The 16,218-nt window shown below is 65.3% G+C and carries 14 protein-coding genes; 10 read left to right on the top strand and 4 right to left on the bottom strand.

The window, feature by feature from the left end:
• Positions 1-276: 276 nt before the first annotated feature.
• The 5 genes from CI41S_RS18300 (at position 277) to CI41S_RS18280 (ending at position 5,354) form a co-directional block, all read left to right on the top strand.
• Positions 277-3,354, top strand: a complete 3,078-nt coding sequence (locus CI41S_RS18300; protein WP_139860938.1) for an alpha-mannosidase — start codon at positions 277-279, stop codon at positions 3,352-3,354.
• Positions 3,355-3,359: 5 nt separating this feature from the next.
• On the top strand, positions 3,360-3,869 hold the full coding sequence (locus tag CI41S_RS18295; RefSeq protein WP_139860937.1) for a GNAT family N-acetyltransferase: 510 nt from the start codon (positions 3,360-3,362) through the stop codon (positions 3,867-3,869).
• A gap of 70 nt (positions 3,870-3,939) precedes the next feature.
• Complete coding sequence (locus tag CI41S_RS18290; RefSeq protein WP_139860936.1) at positions 3,940-4,392, top strand: cupin domain-containing protein; 453 nt, start codon at positions 3,940-3,942, stop codon at positions 4,390-4,392.
• A 24-nt stretch (positions 4,393-4,416) separates the two neighbouring features.
• A complete protein-coding gene (plsY, locus tag CI41S_RS18285; protein WP_139861085.1) occupies positions 4,417-5,100 on the top strand; it encodes a glycerol-3-phosphate 1-O-acyltransferase PlsY in 684 nt (227 codons plus the stop codon).
• A gap of 71 nt (positions 5,101-5,171) precedes the next feature.
• Positions 5,172-5,354 carry a hypothetical protein gene (locus CI41S_RS18280; protein WP_139860935.1) on the top strand — a complete coding sequence of 61 codons (183 nt, stop codon included), beginning with the start codon at positions 5,172-5,174 and terminating at the stop codon, positions 5,352-5,354.
• Between the two features lie 6 nt (positions 5,355-5,360).
• Here the strand turns inward: CI41S_RS18280 and CI41S_RS18275 are convergent, their stop codons facing one another.
• Entirely contained in the window at positions 5,361-6,296 is a 936-nt protein-coding gene (locus tag CI41S_RS18275) for a diacylglycerol kinase catalytic domain-containing protein (RefSeq protein ID WP_139860934.1), read from the bottom strand.
• Entirely contained in the window at positions 6,280-7,326 is a 1,047-nt protein-coding gene (locus CI41S_RS18270) for an SPFH domain-containing protein (protein ID WP_139860933.1), read from the bottom strand. Before CI41S_RS18270 ends, CI41S_RS18275 begins: the two co-directional genes overlap by 17 nt.
• 121 nt (positions 7,327-7,447) lie before the next feature.
• On the opposite strand from CI41S_RS18270, the gene CI41S_RS18265 reads away from it, so the two are divergent.
• From CI41S_RS18265 to CI41S_RS18255, 3 genes are all read left to right on the top strand, one after another.
• The gene (locus tag CI41S_RS18265; protein ID WP_139860932.1) at positions 7,448-8,155 is read left to right on the top strand and encodes an NUDIX hydrolase; all 708 of its coding nucleotides are present in this window, start codon (positions 7,448-7,450) and stop codon (positions 8,153-8,155) included.
• A 209-nt stretch (positions 8,156-8,364) separates the two neighbouring features.
• Positions 8,365-8,613: a hypothetical protein gene (locus tag CI41S_RS18260; protein ID WP_139484309.1), complete on the top strand. Its 249-nt coding sequence runs from the start codon at positions 8,365-8,367 to the stop codon at positions 8,611-8,613.
• Between the two features lie 163 nt (positions 8,614-8,776).
• Positions 8,777-9,556, top strand: a complete 780-nt coding sequence (locus CI41S_RS18255; RefSeq protein WP_139860931.1) for a hypothetical protein — start codon at positions 8,777-8,779, stop codon at positions 9,554-9,556.
• 220 nt (positions 9,557-9,776) lie between these two features.
• Here CI41S_RS18255 and CI41S_RS18250 read toward each other — a convergent pair whose 3' ends face one another.
• Positions 9,777-11,480: a bifunctional protein-serine/threonine kinase/phosphatase gene (locus tag CI41S_RS18250; RefSeq protein ID WP_139860930.1), complete on the bottom strand. Its 1,704-nt coding sequence runs from the start codon at positions 11,478-11,480 to the stop codon at positions 9,777-9,779.
• Positions 11,481-11,536: 56 nt separating this feature from the next.
• Positions 11,537-12,796 carry an MFS transporter gene (locus CI41S_RS18245; protein ID WP_139860929.1) on the bottom strand — a complete coding sequence of 420 codons (1,260 nt, stop codon included), beginning with the start codon at positions 12,794-12,796 and terminating at the stop codon, positions 11,537-11,539.
• A 645-nt stretch (positions 12,797-13,441) separates the two neighbouring features.
• Here CI41S_RS18245 and nirB point away from each other — a divergent pair.
• Entirely contained in the window at positions 13,442-15,886 is a 2,445-nt protein-coding gene (gene nirB / locus CI41S_RS18240) for a nitrite reductase large subunit NirB (protein ID WP_210242674.1), read from the top strand.
• On the top strand, positions 15,883-16,212 hold the full coding sequence (gene nirD / locus CI41S_RS18235; RefSeq protein WP_139860927.1) for a nitrite reductase small subunit NirD: 330 nt from the start codon (positions 15,883-15,885) through the stop codon (positions 16,210-16,212). Before nirB ends, nirD begins: the two co-directional genes overlap by 4 nt.
• The last annotated feature ends 6 nt before the right edge of the window (positions 16,213-16,218 follow it).

Below are 16,218 nucleotides of genomic sequence, written 5' to 3'. Positions count from 1 at the left end.
ACTCGCACGACCATTCCGACGCGGGAAAATTCCCTTGTGATCTCAAGCCTCCGGAGGGCTGCAAAATGTCGGAATCGGCCTTGCGCGGATTGCGAATTTTTGTGACTTCCAAGCTGAATACGAGGGTTCGATTCCCTTCACCCGCTCCAATCTCATATCCTCTCTGTTGCGGATCGCGGTTGCTCCCGGCGGGGCGGCCTGTGCACTGCTGCAATTGGCAATGCGATCGAGCCGGCCGCGGTCGATCCCGTGCTCTGACACTGATGCAGGTGAAACATGACCGACGGAACGGATATGGCTGGCGGCGATCCGGTGATGGCCCGGCTCCGCGGCCGCTATGACAAGTACACTCGCGGCCGACTGGAGCGTTTTGCGCAGCGGCTGCAGGAGCGGATTCATTCCGACCGGGTGCCGATCGTTTCGCTCGAGCTGGCCGGGCCGACGGAGCGGATCGCGTTCGCCGACGCGCTCAAGCTCGACTATCGGCCGGTCCCGCTCGGCGAGCGGCTGGGCCCGCTGTGGGCGACGTATTGGGCGCGCGTCGTGGTCGAGGTGCCGGAGGGCTGGGCCGGCGCGCGAGTCGATCTCTATTGGGACAGCCGCTCCGAGGCGTTGCTCTGGCTCGACGGCCGCTCGACGCAGGGCCTCAATCCCGGCCGCCACACCGCGCCGCTGCTGCAGCCGGCGCGCGGCGGCGAGCGACTGACCTTGCACGTCGAGATCGCCTGCAACGGCCTGTTCGGCGAGTACGGCACCGACCCGCAGGGCTATGCGCTGGTGGCCTGCGAGCTCAGGCGCTTCGATCCCGAGGCCTCCGCGTTGTATTTCGACTACGACGTGCTGCGTCAGCTCGAGGCCGACCGCAATCCCGCGGGCAAGACCAGGTCGCATGGCGGCGTCGGCGAACTCGTGCAGCCGGCGCTGGACCGGACCTGGGCCGGGCGGCTGCTGCACGACCTCAACCGCGTCTGCAACATCGCCGATCCCGAGGATCGTGCAACCTGGCCGGCGGCGCGCGCGATCCTCCAGGACCTGCTTGCGGCACGCAACGGCAGCATCGCCCACGAGATGTCGGCGATCGGCCACGCGCATCTCGATACGGCCTGGCTGTGGCCCTTGGACGAGACACGACGCAAGGCGCAGCGCAGCTTCTCCACTGCGGTCGCGCTGATGGACCGTTATCCCGAATTCAAGTTCGCCTGCTCGCAGGCCTACCAGTACGCCGTGATCGAACAGTGCGATCCCGACCTGTTCGCGCGGATCCGCGCCAAGGTCGCATCCGGCCAATGGATTCCGGTCGGCGGCAGCTGGATCGAGCCGGACTGCAATTTGCCATGGGGCGAGTCGATCTGTCGCCAGTTCCTCTACGGCCAGCGCTATTTCGAGCGCACCTTCGGCAAGCGGTCGACCGTGTTCTGGAATCCCGACGTGTTCGGCTATGACGGCCAGCTGCCGCAGCTGATGCGCTCAGCAGGGATGTCGCGCTTCCTGACCCAAAAACTGTCGTGGAACAAGTTCACCACGCCGCCGCATCACAGCTTTCATTGGCGCGGCATCGACGGCAGCACGGTGCTGACGCATTTCCCGCCGGCCGACACCTACAACGGATCGGCGCAGGTCGCCGAGCTGCGCTATCACGCGGCCAATTACAAGGACGCCGACCGCTCGGCGGAGGCGATCTATCTGTTCGGCTATGGCGACGGCGGCGGCGGCGCCGATGAGACCATGATTGAGACGCTGCGGCGGACGAGGGATCTGCAGGGTATTCCGAGGATCGGGATCCGCAACGTCGATGAGTTCTTCGACCGCCTCGCCATGTCGGCCGAAAATTTCGCGACCATCGAGGGCGAGCTCTATCTCGAATATCACCGCGGCACCTACACCACGCAGTCGGAGGTCAAGCGCCTCAACCGCGCCTGCGAGGCCAGCCTGCAGGCGCTGGAATTTCTCGCCGCGCTCGCCGGCGCGTGGCGGCAGCCGGCGCCCGCGGCGGAGGAGATCGAAGGCCTGTGGCGTACGCTGCTGGTCAACCAGTTTCACGACATCATCCCGGGCAGCAGCATTCGCGCCGTCTATGAGCGGGCGGAGGTCGACCTCGCCGACGTCGAGCATGAAGCGAAGCGCCGTGCCCAGGCGCTGCTGGCGACGCTCTGCGATGCCGATGGATCGCGCTGGACGCCGGTCAACACGCTGGGTGTCGGCCGCGCCGAGGTCGCGTCCGATCCGGACGGCGGCCTTCGCTACATCGTTGCCGAGCCGTTCGCAGCAGGAGAGGTGACCGCGACCGACGCGCGCGTCGTCGTGTCGACCGACGCCGACGGCTTCGTGTTGTCGAACGCACATCTTGCCGCGCGGATCGACCGCAGCGGTTTGGTGCAATCGCTGATCCATCTGCCGACCGGCCGCGAAACGCTGGCGGCGCCGGGCGCGCGCTTCCTGCTGCTGGACGACCGGCCGCTCGAGTTCGAGGCCTGGGACATCGATCCCTTTGCGCTGGAGACCGCGCGGGAAGTAACCGGCGAGGTCAGCTGCGAGGTCGTCTCGGACGGCGGCCTGCGCGGCGAAGTTCGTTTCGATCGCAAGCTCGGACGCGACAGCAAGCTGTCCCAGGTGATCCGCCTCGATGCCGGCGCGCAGCACCTCGCATTCGAAACCACGGTCGACTGGCACGAGCGCAAGACGCTGCTGAAGGTGATGTTTCCGCTCGCCTGCCGTGCAGCGAATGCGACCTATGAGACCATGTTCGGCGCGATCGAGCGGCCGACCCACGCCAACACCGATGCGGATGCCGCCAAATACGAGGTCCCCGGCCAGCGCTGGTCGGATCTTTCGGAGCCGGATTTCGGCGTGTCGCTGCTTAGCGACGTCAGGCATGGCTATTCGACGTTCGGCAACCAGCTCGCGCTGACGCTGCTGCGCGGCGCCACGATGCCTGATCCGCAGGCCGATATCGGCCGGCACCGGATGCGTTATGCGATCTATCCCCATGCCGGCGATTGGCGCGGTGCCGACACCGTCGGGCATGCCTTGCGCTTTGCGCGTCCGGTGCTGTGGGTCAAGGGCAGGCCGCGCGCGCCGCTGCAGCAATCGCTGCTGCGCGTCTCGCCGCGCAACGTCATCGTCGACACCATCAAGCCTGCCGAGGATGGCGAGGGTCTTGTGGTGCGGCTTTATGAGAGCACGGGCGTTCGGGCCGCCGTGACCCTCGACTTCGGCGTCGACGTCGCGTCGGTGTGGATGAGCAACACGCTGGAGGATCGCCTCGAGGCATTGCCGACCGACGGCCGCACCTGCCGCCTGCCGCTGCGTCCGTTCCAGATCGTGACGCTGCGGGTCTTTCAGAAGCCGGATTGATCAGCATGACTGCATCTTCCATCGACATCAGGCGCCTGACGGCGGCCGACGGCGCGCTGTATCGCGATATCAGGCTCGAAGCGCTCCGCGCGAGCCCGGAGGCGTTCGCCAGCGCGTTCGAGATCGAGAGCGTCCGTCCAATTGCCTGGTTCGCGGAGCGGCTCGAGCGCGCCAGCGTGCTCGGGGCATTCAGCGGCGGCGAGCTCGCCGGAATCGTCGGCCTCGTGATCGGCGAGGGGCCGAAGCGGCAGCACAAGGGCATGCTGGTCGGGATGTATGTACGATCAGCGGCACGGCGTGCGCACGTCGGTCGCCGGCTGGTCGACGCCGCGCTCGAACTTGCGGCGCAATCCGTCGAGCTGGTTCAATTGGGCGTGACGAAGGGCAACGCGCCGGCCCTGCGGCTCTACCGGAGTGTCGGCTTCGTGGAGTACGGGCTGGAGCGGCACGCCCTGAAGGTCGACGGCCGCTACCATGACGAGATCCTGATGGAGAAGGATCTGGCCGGAGTTTGAGCCCTGACGCATTTGCGGGCGCTATCGTGCTAGATGTGAGGTCGTGTCGTCCTCATCGAGAGAGAGTGCCATGCCCAAAATCGATCTTGCAAACGTGCCGGAGCGCAAGGGGAGCGGCTATCCCGCGGAGTTCGCCGCGGCCTGCGCCGAGCGGGTGCGGCAGCGGCTCGGCGACGCCGGCGGGCTCACCGACTTCGGCGTCAATCTGATGCGGCTGCCGCCGGGCAACTGGTCGAGCCAGCGCCACTGGCATTCGCACGAAGACGAGTTCGTCTATCTGCTGGCGGGCGAATTGGTGCTGGTCGAGGACGGCGGCGAGACGGTGCTGCGCGCCGGCGATTGCGCGGCATTCGCCAAGAACTCGGGCAACGGCCACCACATGATCAACCGGTCGCAGGCAACCGCGATCTATCTGGAGGTCGGCTCGCGCTCGCCCGACGACGTCATCACCTGCTCCGACATCGACATGATGAGCCCGAGCTCCGACGGCCGCTTCCTGCACAAGGACGGCACGTCGTACTGACATGCGAACCTCGAGGTGAATCCGGTGATTTTCTGGATAGCGAGTATGGCGGGATTGGCGGTCGCCTATCTCTTCGGATCGGTGCCGACCGGCTACCTGGCCGGAAAACTGCTCAAGGGAATCGATATCCGCCAGCATGGCTCAAAATCCACTGGCGCAACCAATGTGTTGCGGACCTTGGGCAAATGGCCGGCGCTGGTGGTGCTCGTGGTCGATGTCCTCAAAGGCGCCGCGGCGATCGCCTTTGCCGGCTGGTTCTATCCCTGGCTCTGGACATTGCCGTCCGTCACGCCGCCGGCTGCGTTCGATCCGCAAGGCTGGTTACCCTGGGCCGTTGGCCTCGCCGGGCTTGCCGTGTTGCTGGGGCATGGCCGCTCGATCTGGCTGAATTTCACCGGCGGCAAATCCGCGGCGACGGGGCTCGGGGTGTTGCTGGCGTTGTCCTGGCCGGTGGCGTTGGGCGCTGCGGCCGTCTTTGGCGCGACGCTGGCGATGCTCCGGATTGTTTCGCTGAGCTCGATGCTGGCGGCATTGACGGCCGTTGCGCTGATCTGCAGCCTCGAGCAACCGTTGGCCTACCGGTTGCTGGTGATCGCCGGCAGCCTTTATGTGATCGTGCGCCACCGCGCCAACATTCAGCGGCTGCTGGCCGGAACCGAGCCGCGCCTTGGGCAAAGCCTGAAACCGAACGCGGAATCGAAGATATAGCCGCCATCAGCCGTTGCGGAGACCGCGCCGAAGCGCCAATTTTGATCCATGATGATCGCCGGACCCTTCCTATGACCGAGTGGTATTTCGTTTGGATCGATGGCCCGCGCGGGCCTGAGCCGCAAAAATGGTCGGCGGAGGGGCTGTGGGGACAGCTCGGGCGGCAGGACGTGATCGTGCGCTTTGCCCTGAACGATGTTGAAGCCGAGCTGCCGCTCGACCAGCTGGCGAGGCTGCATCCGATCCCGCGTTGAGCGCGGTCACACCACCAGCCGTCCCTCGCGCTCCGCGACCGTGATCTGCGCCTCCGTCCCCGAATTGAAGTCGAGACGGTCGGCCTCGATGCCGTCAGAGAAGATGACGCCGTTCTCCGGCATCAGCGAGCGCACGCTGAGGCGTTCGGCGCGGGCGAGGCTGCCGCAGACGAGGTTCACCTGCGAGGTCCGGCTCGGAAACGGCTCGCGCACCGCAAAGCGCAGCGCATCGGTGTCCCACGCCTGCGGCAGATAGGGTGGGGCGCCGTTGCCGCCACTGAAGTGGCCGGCGATCGCCAGCGAGCCGGTGACGATGCTCTTGAGCCAGGCGGTCGAGCCGAGCCCGGTCGCCACGATCAGGCCGCTGGAGGACTGCCGTTCGCGTTCGCCCGCCAGCGCGATCTCGTAGACGGCAGATACATGCGTGCGCGCGCCGATGAACAGCTCGTTGACGGCGTAGAGCACCTGGCCGTTGGCGAGCTCGGCCTTCGCCATCGTCACTGCCTTGTGGCCGCGCCTGTCCGCTGCGACCTCGCCCAACAGGGCAGGGAGGTCGCGCGGCACGAACGGCAGCAGGATGCCGTCGTAACGTCTGGCGTCCGGGTTGAGCCCGATCAGCGGATGGCCGTCGAGATACTTCATGGTGTTGGCGACCACGCCGTCCTGGCCCAGTGCCACCACGATGTCGGAGGGACCGAAGATGAAGTTCGGCAGAAAGCTGCGGTCGATGATCTGGTAGCGGCCCCATTGCTCCAGCGCCTGCACGGTGACGTGGCGCTCGGCCTGATAGACGTCGTGCTCGCGCTGGTAGTCGGAGAAGTCGGCGCCGAGATGCTCGACATAGAACCGCGCCTGCGCCGCCGTCAGGTATTTTGCGATCAGCTCCTCGAGCCGCGTCTTGCGGGTGACGAGCACGACCTTGCGGTCATTGTCGGCGGGCACGGGCGGCCTCCGCGGCAGCGGGCCTGTCGAGCAGGGTGTTGAGCAGATCGGGCGAGACGTTGAGCTGGCCGATCTTCTCGGCCTTCTCGGCGATGCCGCTGAAGGCCTGCGCGATCAACTGGCCCGGCTGCATGCCGGCGGACGCCAGCGCCTGGATCACGCGGGTGTCGACGCCCTCGAAGATCTTCATCAGCGCGCCGACCCGATAGGCCTCGGCGTCGGCGAGCGTGCGGGTGTTTTCCGCGTTGAGGCCGACAAAGTCCTTGCGCTTGCTCTCCAGCGTGATGTCGGCGACCATGCCGGCCTCGCGCAGCTCGGCCTGCTTGGCGGCGACGCTGGCTTCGGCATCCATCTGGGTCTCGCGGATCGAGCGCTTCTTCTGCTCGACTGCGATCTCGGTGTCGAGCTCGCTCTCGCGGATAGCGCGTTCCTGCTCCACCGCAAAATTGCGGCGGGCGAAGATCGCCTCGTCGGCGCCCTTGAGGATCGCCTCGCGCGCTTCCGCCTCCAGCGCCTTGGCGGTGTCGGGCGTCGGCTTCACGCCGCGGATCGAGACGCCGAGGATTTCGAGGCCGAGCGCGGCGATATCGGCGCGGCCGCGCAGGCCGCTCTCGATCAGGCTTGCGATGCGGTCGGAGGCCTGCAGCGCGTCCTTCAAGGTCAGCTCCTTCACCGCCTGCTGCGCCAGCACCTCGACGGTGGCGAGGATGCGCTGCGGCAGCTTTTCCGGGTCGTCGGATTCGTAGGTCTTGCCGTCGCGCTTGAGGGTGAAGTTCAGCATCGCGGCGGCCTTCTGCGGCTCGCTGATCCGGTAGGTGACGTGGCCCTGAATGGTCAGCGCCTGAAAGTCGCGGGCGATCTGCTGGAAGATGAAGGCGGCGTCGCGGCTGCCGATCGGGACCGCGACCAGCGAAGTGACCGGCGCGTAGTAGAAGCCGGACAAGCCGGCGCCCTGCTGGGTCACCGCGCCGCCGCGGAATTTCATCAGATAGGTGGTCGGCTGGGCCTTGATGAAGCGGAGGCCGAACATGATGCGTACTCCCTAATAAGGGTGTCTGAGCAACTAAGTTAGTTGGACTGTACAACTAAGTATGTTATTGTCAAGCCGAGCAAGGAAAAGGTTCACGCGAGCGGAGAGGAGAGCGGAAAATATGTCTGTTAGACCGGAGCTCGACTTCCCGAGGCCGCTGACGACGGTCGACGTCGTCATTTTCGCCATCCCGTCAGACGCGCTCCAGGTGCTGCTGGTTCAACGCCCGAAGGCGGAAAGCGAGCCATTTCCGGGATCTTGGGCCTTGCCCGGCGGCTTCGTCGATATCGCCGGCGACCGCGATCTGGAGGCCTGCGCGGTGCGCAAGCTGAAGGACAAGACCGGTGTGGTCAGTCCCTATCTGGAGCAGCTCGGCAGCTGGGGCAGCGCCACGCGAGACCCGCGCGGCTGGTGTGCCACCCATGTCTATTTCGCGCTGCTGGGCGAGCACGCGGCCGCCGGCGCACGGGCAGTGGATGCGCAATGGTTCGCGATCGACGGCGAGAAGGTGAAGCCGAAGCTCGCCTTCGATCATGCCGAGATCCTGCAGGCCGCGATCCAGCGGCTGCGCGCCAAGGTCGAGTACACCTCGCTGCCGGCCTATCTGATGCCGCCGGAGTTCACGCTGCCGGAATTGCAGCGCAGCTACGAGATCGTGCTCGACCGTCCGCTGGAGAAGAGCGCCTTCCGCACCCGCATGCTCGCGGCCGATCTGATCGAGCCGATCGCCAAGATGCGCAAGGGGCCGAACCGGCCGGCACAGCTCTACCGGCTGAAGAAGGCGAAGTCGCCGGTGTTCTTTGCGCGGACGTTCAATCCGCCGGACTGACGCTGCCGCTGGTGCTGTGCGGGGGAGCGATGGCACGGCGTCGCAGCTCGGATCGGTCGGCGGCCCCATCGCGCCTGGCTCGCCCTGAGTTGCAAGTTTGCAACTGTGCAACTTTTTCGCTGAGTTGTTCGTTGTGTGGCATTGCAATCTACGCGTGAAATACGTCCAAATTGCTTCCGCTGGAGGACGAACGATACGGGGGTCTACTTATGAAGAAGGCGAAGGCAAAGAAAGCGAAAGCACCGAAGGCGAAGACAAAGAAAACAAGAAAAGGGAAAAAGGCAAAAGCGCGCGCGATGGCCAAGAAAGCCAGTGTTGCAGGCGGCGGTTGCTGCACGATCGTCTTTGACGACGGTCGTGAGGATGAGCAGGTCGAGGGCATCAGCAAGGCTGAGTGCACACGAGAAGGGCGTCGCAGAGGAGGTGTTGGCCAGTGGAATAAAGGAGCGTGTGCGTAGATCTCCCGGAGCTCGCGCGCACTGGATTTCCCACACAAAGGCCGGAACGATGTTTTTATTTCAACGGTTGTTGCTACTCATTGTCCTATTGAGCGCGAGCATTTCTGCAGGATGTACGGTCCCGCACTTTGATGTCCCCTACAATCAGTCGGGGCAGCCCACCGTGAAGTCGATCGTCCAGCGGATTCAATGTGAAATAAGAGACATGGTGCGGGACGATTCGCACGATCCTGTTGCTGCTCATCGACGCTTTCTCTTGAACCAGGACATGGAGGTGCTGGTTTCTATGTCGATCGAGGTGAATGACACCGGAGGGTTGAACCCCACTCTCGCATATTTGAATCCGTTGACCTCGTTTACATTCAGCGGAAGTGGGACACTGAGCGAAGCGCGCGATCATACATTCACCGAAAACCTGCAGTTCTCATTTCGGGAAATTTACCTTGATTGGTACACTTGGCGGTTGGCGAGGTTAGCCGACCTCAACGCCGAGGAATTGGGGTTGATTCCTCACGATTGTCCGCCTGCAGATACCAACTTGTCGGGCACCTTGGGAATTAACGACTTCGTAGCAATGGCGGCTTCGTCCGAAGGTCTCACGCTGGGGGCGGAGAAGGTGTTTGGCGGTTCGATCCAATTTCTCGTCACAAAGAATGTGAGCTCTGTCGGTCCGACTTGGACGCTTGTCCATTTCAAGGGACCGGGAGGTTTGTTGAACATGTCCCAAGTCAACACTGACAAGATCACATTGGCTTTCGCGCAGGGGCCGAATGTTGGCACAAAGATGGTATTGCCGAAGGCAGTCCCCGGAGCTCCAAAAGTCGCTGTCGGTCCCCGGTTCTTCAATCCAAGAGCATACCAGCTTCTGCAACAGATGCTTACAGGTTCGATCAACACTCAACTTACGACGCTCCAAAATACCATATTAAGCGGAGTGAGATAGCAGATGCCTTGAAAGGCACACGCGGCTCTGTCGGCTGCAGCGGGGCCGGGCCTCCGGAGTTCGTTCAACTCGCTGGGCCGAGCATCAGACCGCCGCGAGATTGAAGCCGGGCGTCGCGACGTCCGACAGGAACGAGGCGAGAAACATCGTGTCGCGCAGTACCTGATCGCAAGCGTGCCGGGAATGCGGTGACCCGCGCGCGGCCCTCACCCAATCGCCTTTAGTGCCGCGCCAGAAGCACCACGATGATCAGCGCCAGGAGGGCGCACAGCACCTTCCAGAACGTCACGGGATCGCGGTCGTGCAGCGATTTGCGGACCGGGACGGCGGGGCCGGCCCAGGTCGCGCCGTTCTCCAGTTCGTGCGCGAACTCGATGGCATCGCCGAAGCGCTGCGCCGGGTCGGCGCTGAGCGCCTTGCCGATCACGGCGTCGAGCCAGGCCGGCAGGTCCGGCCGGTAGCGCGACAGCGGCGCCGGCTTGCCGAAGCGCGGCCGTGAGAACGGCTCGATCTCGCCGAACGGATAGTTTTGGGTGAACATGCGGTAGACGGTGACGCCGAGCGCGAACAAGTCGGAGGCCTCGTCGCCGGCCTTGCCGCCGAACAGTTCGGGCGCCATGTAGCTCGCGGTCCCCGGAATGTCCTCGGCGGGAAAATCCTCCAGCAGCGGCACCCGCGCGACGCCGAGGTCGACGAGGCGCAGGCCGCCGTCCTTCAAAAGGATCACATTGTCGGGCTTGATGTCGCGATGGATGATGCCGGCGCGGTGCAGCGCCGTCACCGCGCGCACCAGCTTGGTCGCAATCGCGATGCCCTCGGTGAGCGACAGCCGCGGCGCGCGGCCGAGCCGCTGCTCCAGCGTCTCGCCCTCGTAGAGCGGCATCGCCGAATAGAGCCGGGTCTGCCGCTCCGCGGGCACCTCGATGATCTCGCCGATCCACAGGCTGCGCACCCGCGCGGCGACCCAGGCCTCGCGGACGAAGGCGAGGCGATAGGAGCCTTCGCTGGCGACCCTTGGATGCGGAAATTTCAGCACCACCTCGCGGCCGGCGCGCTTGTCGACCGCCCTAAACAGGCGGCTGTAGCGTCCGTCGGACAGCACGTCGCCAAGGCTGAAATCATCGACGGTGTCGCCGGCCTCCGGCAAATCGAGGATCGGCAGCGTCGCGATCGCATGGGTGAGCTCGTCGCGATCCGCCGGCGGCAGGTCGACCACGTCGAGCACCAGCGCGGTGCTGTTGTCGCTGCTGCCGGCTGCAAGCGCGGTCTCGACAATGCTGCGCGCGGCGTCATCCGGCGGCGTGCGTTCCTCCAACAGTTGCTTCAACCGGGAATCGCCGAGCGCGCCGTGCACGCCGTCGCTGCAGATCAGGAGACGATCGTGCTGCCGCAATCCGACGCTGGCGTAATCGAAGCGGGCGAACTCCTCCAAGCCGATGGCGCGGCTCAGCAGATGGGCGAGGTCGCCGCGGCCGGCGATGTGGTCCTGCGTCAGCCGCTCCAGCCGGCCATCGCTCAGGCGATAGGCGCGGGTGTCGCCGATATGGATGACATGGCATTGCCGCCGCGACAGGATGACGGCGGAGAAGGCGCAGGCCATGCCGCTGCGTGCAGTGTCGACCCGGCCCTGGCCGAAGATCCAGCTATTGGCGGCTTCCAGCGCCCGCGCGGCGCGGCGGCGCACACCGAGCGTCTCGGGCAGGGAGTAATAGGCGTCGATGAAGCTGCGGACGGCGATCTCCGCGGCCTCGCGTCCGCCCTTGTGGCCGCCGACGCCGTCGGCGACCGCGGCGACGACCTCGCGGTGAACCATGCCGGGCCGGCCGAGGCAGGCCGCCACATAGTCCTCATTGGCGTCGCGCCTGCCGGTCTCGCTGGCGAAACCGACGCGGACGCCGAGGTCGCGCTGCAAGTCCCGTTGCATGCCGCGTTGCGCGCCGTTCGCCACGTTCGAGCCCCGTCATTGCGCGGGGCGAGCGGTCAGACGCGTGCCCCCGACACTGCGCCCCAGGTGGTGCGCCAGCGGACCTTGACCATGGCAAGTCCGATGAAGCCAAGCAACGCCAGCACGCCGAAGAACAGGAAGCCGGCGCCGAAGCCGCCGGTCATGCCTTTTGCGGTGCCGAGCGTCTGGGCGAGGAAGAAGCCGCCGATGCCGCCGGCGCAGCCGACGAGCCCGGTCATCAGGCCGATCTCGTGCCGGAAGCGCAGCGGGATCAGTTGGAACACGGCGCCGTTGCCCATGCCGAGGGCCAGCACGCCGATCGAGAACAGCAGCACCGAGATCCAGGCGATGCGCGGCATTTCGGTCAGCGACCAGCCGGCCTGCCCGGGCGCGGCCGGGCCCTCCGGCATGAAGGCGATGACGAGATAGGCGGCGACCACGATGCCGAACAGGATCGACAGCGAGCGGATGCCGCCGATGCGGTCGGCGATCAGGCCGCCGACCGGGCGGAAGCCCGAGCCGAACGCGACGATCAGCGCGACCAGGAGCCCCGCCGCGACGCCGGAGACGTGATACTGCACGGTGAAATACAGCGGCAGCGCATTGGCGAGGCCGACGAAGCCGCCGAAGGTGATGAAGTAGAAGAACATGAACCAGCGGCTGTCGGAATCCTTCAGCAGCGCGCCATAGGCCTTTAGCGAAATCGGCTTGCGTTCGCCCGGCGCGTCCTTGGCCGCGACGATGTAATAGGCCAGCACCATCAGCATCGGAACCAGCAGGCAGCCGAACACGGCCTGCCAGCCCCAATGTTCGGCGATCGAGGGCGCGAGCAGCGTGTCGAGCACGACGCCCATATTGCCGGCGCCGGCGATCCCCATCACCACGCCCTGATATTGCGGCGGATACCAGCGGCTCGCCTGCGGCAGCGCCACCGCGAACGAGGCGCCGCCGATGCCGAGGACAAGTCCGAACAGCTCGATCGCGAGCTTGCTTGTCAGCCCGAAATGCCAGACCGCAATGGTCGCTAATATGACCACGAGCTGCGCGATGATGCCGGTGCGCTTGGCGCCGATGATGTCGGCGAGCAGCCCCATCGGCACGCGGAGCAGCGCGCCGGCGAGCACGGGGATCGCGACCAAAGTGAACTTCTCGTTCACGGCCAGATTCATGTCGCGCGCGATGTAGACGATCAGCGGTCCGAGCGCGACCCACGCCATGAAACTGATGTCGAAGTACAGGAACGCAGCGAGCAGTGTCGGCCAGTGACCTGCCTTCTTGAACTCGGCTAGCTTCATCCAAGCGTCTCGCGTTGATGCGGCGGAGGCAGCCGCAGGCGTGCGGCCGTCTCGGACACAGATGACAATGTGGGTGAAAGTGAGCGCGCTCGTCGTTGAGACGCACTCGGTCAGGGAGATACTTCAGCAAGTCCCGTGCCATCGAAGCGATCGCGGCGCTTTGCCGTGCAGTCGCAAGGCGTTGCCGCGGGATGTTGAACGGCACGCGACACCTGCGATTGCCGTGGCTTGCAGCACGTGCCGCCGCGCAAACGCGCATGCTGGTGTTTTTTTGAGCGGTACGCCCCTCGGCGTGCGACGGCGCGTCGACATCGCGCTCGCTGTGGCAGTGGTGGCTGACCATGCTGTGCTGCACAAGAGATCATCGGCGTGGCTAAAAAATCGGCCGGCGGTGCGCGCGCCGCGTCATCAGGCAGATTCGAGGACGTCGAGAATGCCTTGATTTCGCTGCCAGATTCCATCGGGCCGAATTGGCATGCGTCTTGAATATCAGTCACTAACGGAACATCGATCGTCATTGGCGACGGTCTGCGCCCGCGGCTGGGCTTCCTACAAATCCAACCTTTATCGGTGCCGATCAACGACGCACGCGCGTCGTTGGGCAGCGCCGTCGGAATTGAGAGGCAGACCATGCTCGACAAGGTGATCAAGCAAAAGCTGGTGGTGATCGGCAACGGAATGGCCGGCATCCGCACGGTGGAGGCGCTACTCGAACGCGCGCCCGATCTCTACGACATCACGGTGTTCGGCTCCGAACCCTACGGCAACTACAACCGCATCCTGCTGTCGCCGGTGCTCGCCGGCGAGAAGACCGTCGACGACATCATGCTCAACACCGTCGACTGGTACGAGGACAACAACGTCACGCTGCGTAAGGGCGAGACGGTCACCATGATCGATCGCCGCACCTGCGAGGTGGTGACGGAGACCGGCGCGCGCGTTCCCTACGACCGCCTGCTGATCGCGACCGGCTCCAATCCGATCATGTTGCCGCTGCCGGGCAAGGACCTGCCGGGCGTGATCGGCTTCCGCGACATCTACGACGTCGACCGAATGATCAAGGCGTCGACCGACTATCGCAACGCCGTCGTGATCGGCGGCGGTCTGCTCGGCCTCGAAGCCGCCAACGGGCTGATGAAACGCGGCATGAACGTCACCGTCGTGCATCTGCTCGACACGCTGATGGAGCGCCAGCTCGATCCGGTCGCCGGCGGCCTGCTGCGCAAGTCGCTGGAAGAGCGCGGCATGGTGTTCAAGATGCCGGCGCAGACTCAGGCGATTCTCGGCGAGGATCGCGTCACCGGCGTGCGCTTCGGCGACGGCACCGAGCTGGCGGCCGATCTCGTGGTGATGGCGGTCGGCATCCGGCCGAATTTCGAGCTCGCCAAGAAGGCGGGGCTGCACTGCGAGCGCGGCATCGTCGTCTCCGACACTATGCAGACCTATGACGGCCGCATCTATGCGGTCGGCGAATGCGTGCAGCACCGCCGTCAGGTCTACGGCCTGGTGGCGCCGCTGTTCGAGCAGGCCAAGGTCTGCGCCAACCATCTCGCGATGAAGGGCTTTGCCACCTATGACGGCTCGGTCACCTCGACCAAGCTGAAGGTCACCGGCATCGACCTGTTCTCGGCCGGCGACTTCTCGCCCGGGCCGGACAAGGAGGAGATCGTGCTGCAGGACGCCAATCGCGGCGTCTACAAGCGCATCATCCTGAAGGACAAGAAGATCGTCGGCGCCGTGCTCTACGGCGACACCATCGACGGTCCCTGGTACTTCCAGCATCTGCGCGACGGCACCGACGTCTCGCATATGCGCGAGCGCCTGGTGTTCGGCGCCGCCAATCTCGGCGACGGCGGCGTCAACGGCCAGAACTCGGTCGCGGCGATGAGCGACGAGACCGAGATCTGCGGCTGCAACGGCGTCTGCAAGGGCGCGATCGTCAAGGCGATCAGCGAGAAGAAGCTGTTCACGCTCGACGACGTCCGCGCCCATACCAAGGCATCGTCGTCCTGCGGCTCCTGTACCGGCCTCGTCGAACAGGTGCTGGCGTTCACGCTCGGCGGCGACTACTCGGCGGCGCCGAAGGTCAAGCCGCTGTGCAAATGCACCGATCACAGCCACGACGACGTCCGCCGCGTCATCGTCGAGCAGCAGCTCAAGACCATCCCGGCGGTGATGCGCTTCATGGAGTGGAAGACGCTGAACGGCTGCCACTCCTGCCGTCCGGCGCTGAACTATTATCTGCTCGCGACCTGGCCCGGCGAGTATCGCGACGACCAGCAGTCGCGCTTCATCAACGAGCGCGTCCACGCCAACATCCAGAAGGACGGCACCTATTCGGTGGTGCCGCGGATGTGGGGCGGCGTCACCACGCCGAGCGAGCTGCGCGCGATTGCCGACGTCGCCGAGAAGTTCAACATCCCGACTGTCAAGGTCACCGGCGGCCAGCGCATCGACCTGCTCGGCGTCAAGAAGGAAGACCTCCCGGCGGTGTGGGCCGACCTCAACGACGCCGGCATGGTGTCGGGCCACGCCTACGCCAAGGGCCTGCGCACTGTGAAGACCTGCGTCGGCTCCGAATGGTGCCGCTTTGGCACCCAGGACTCCACCGGTCTTGGCATCAAGCTCGAGAAATTCATGTGGGGCTCGTGGACCCCGGCCAAGGTCAAGCTCGGCGTCTCCGGCTGCCCGCGCAACTGCGCGGAGGCGACCTGCAAGGACGTCGGCGTGGTCTGCGTCGATTCCGGCTACGAAATCCATTTCGCCGGCGCCGCCGGCCTGCACATCAAGGGCACCGAGTTCCTGACCAAGGTCGAGACCGAGGACGAGGCGCTCGAGGTGATCGTGGCGCTGACCCAGCTTTACCGCGAGGAGGGCTGGTATCTCGAACGCATGTACAAATGGTGCGACCGCGTCGGTCTCGAGCAGATCAGGAAGCGCGTGGTCGACGACGTCAAGAACCGCAAGGCGCTGTTCGAGCGCTTCGCCTATTCGCAGCAGTTCTCGCAGAGCGATCCGTGGGCGGAGCGCGCCAGCCGCGGCGTCGACCGCAACGAATTCGCCCCGCTTGCCGAATTGGAGCTCGCATGACCCAGTGGATCGAAATCGGCGCGCTGGACGACATTCCGCGGCTCGGTTCGCGCGTTGTGCGCACGCCCGGCGGCAACATCGCGGTGTTCCGCACCGAAAGCGACGAGGTGTTCGCGCTCGACGACCGCTGTCCGCACAAGGGCGGGCCGCTGTCGCAGGGCATCGTGCACAACAAGCGGGTGACCTGTCCGCTGCACAACTTCGTCATCGAGCTGGCGAGCGGCGAGGCGGTCGCGCCCGACGAGGGCTGCACGCACACCCATCCGGTCAAGGTCGAGAACGGCACCGTGTGGCTGGCGCTACGGCAGGCCGCGGCAGTGAGCTGAGCTGAG

The organism is Bradyrhizobium ivorense (assembly GCF_900696085.1).
GTDB classification, from domain to species: Bacteria; Pseudomonadota; Alphaproteobacteria; order Rhizobiales; family Xanthobacteraceae; genus Bradyrhizobium; species Bradyrhizobium ivorense.
The sequence above is the reverse complement of the archived record's forward strand: the minus strand, read 5'-3'. Positions and strand labels throughout refer to the sequence as shown.

Coding starts and splice junctions, on each gene's coding strand:
- CI41S_RS18280 (WP_139860935.1), top strand. CDS start 5,172: ATGACCGAGTGGTATTTCGTTTGGATCGATGGCCCGCGCGGGCCTGAG.
- CI41S_RS18300 (WP_139860938.1), top strand. CDS start 277: ATGACCGACGGAACGGATATGGCTGGCGGCGATCCGGTGATGGCCCGG.
- CI41S_RS18250 (WP_139860930.1), bottom strand. CDS start 11,480: ATGCAACGGGACTTGCAGCGCGACCTCGGCGTCCGCGTCGGTTTCGCC.
- CI41S_RS18245 (WP_139860929.1), bottom strand. CDS start 12,796: ATGAAGCTAGCCGAGTTCAAGAAGGCAGGTCACTGGCCGACACTGCTC.
- CI41S_RS18270 (WP_139860933.1), bottom strand. CDS start 7,326: ATGTTCGGCCTCCGCTTCATCAAGGCCCAGCCGACCACCTATCTGATG.
- CI41S_RS18295 (WP_139860937.1), top strand. CDS start 3,360: ATGACTGCATCTTCCATCGACATCAGGCGCCTGACGGCGGCCGACGGC.
- nirD (WP_139860927.1), top strand. CDS start 15,883: ATGACCCAGTGGATCGAAATCGGCGCGCTGGACGACATTCCGCGGCTC.
- CI41S_RS18260 (WP_139484309.1), top strand. CDS start 8,365: ATGAAGAAGGCGAAGGCAAAGAAAGCGAAAGCACCGAAGGCGAAGACA.
- CI41S_RS18265 (WP_139860932.1), top strand. CDS start 7,448: ATGTCTGTTAGACCGGAGCTCGACTTCCCGAGGCCGCTGACGACGGTC.
- CI41S_RS18290 (WP_139860936.1), top strand. CDS start 3,940: ATGCCCAAAATCGATCTTGCAAACGTGCCGGAGCGCAAGGGGAGCGGC.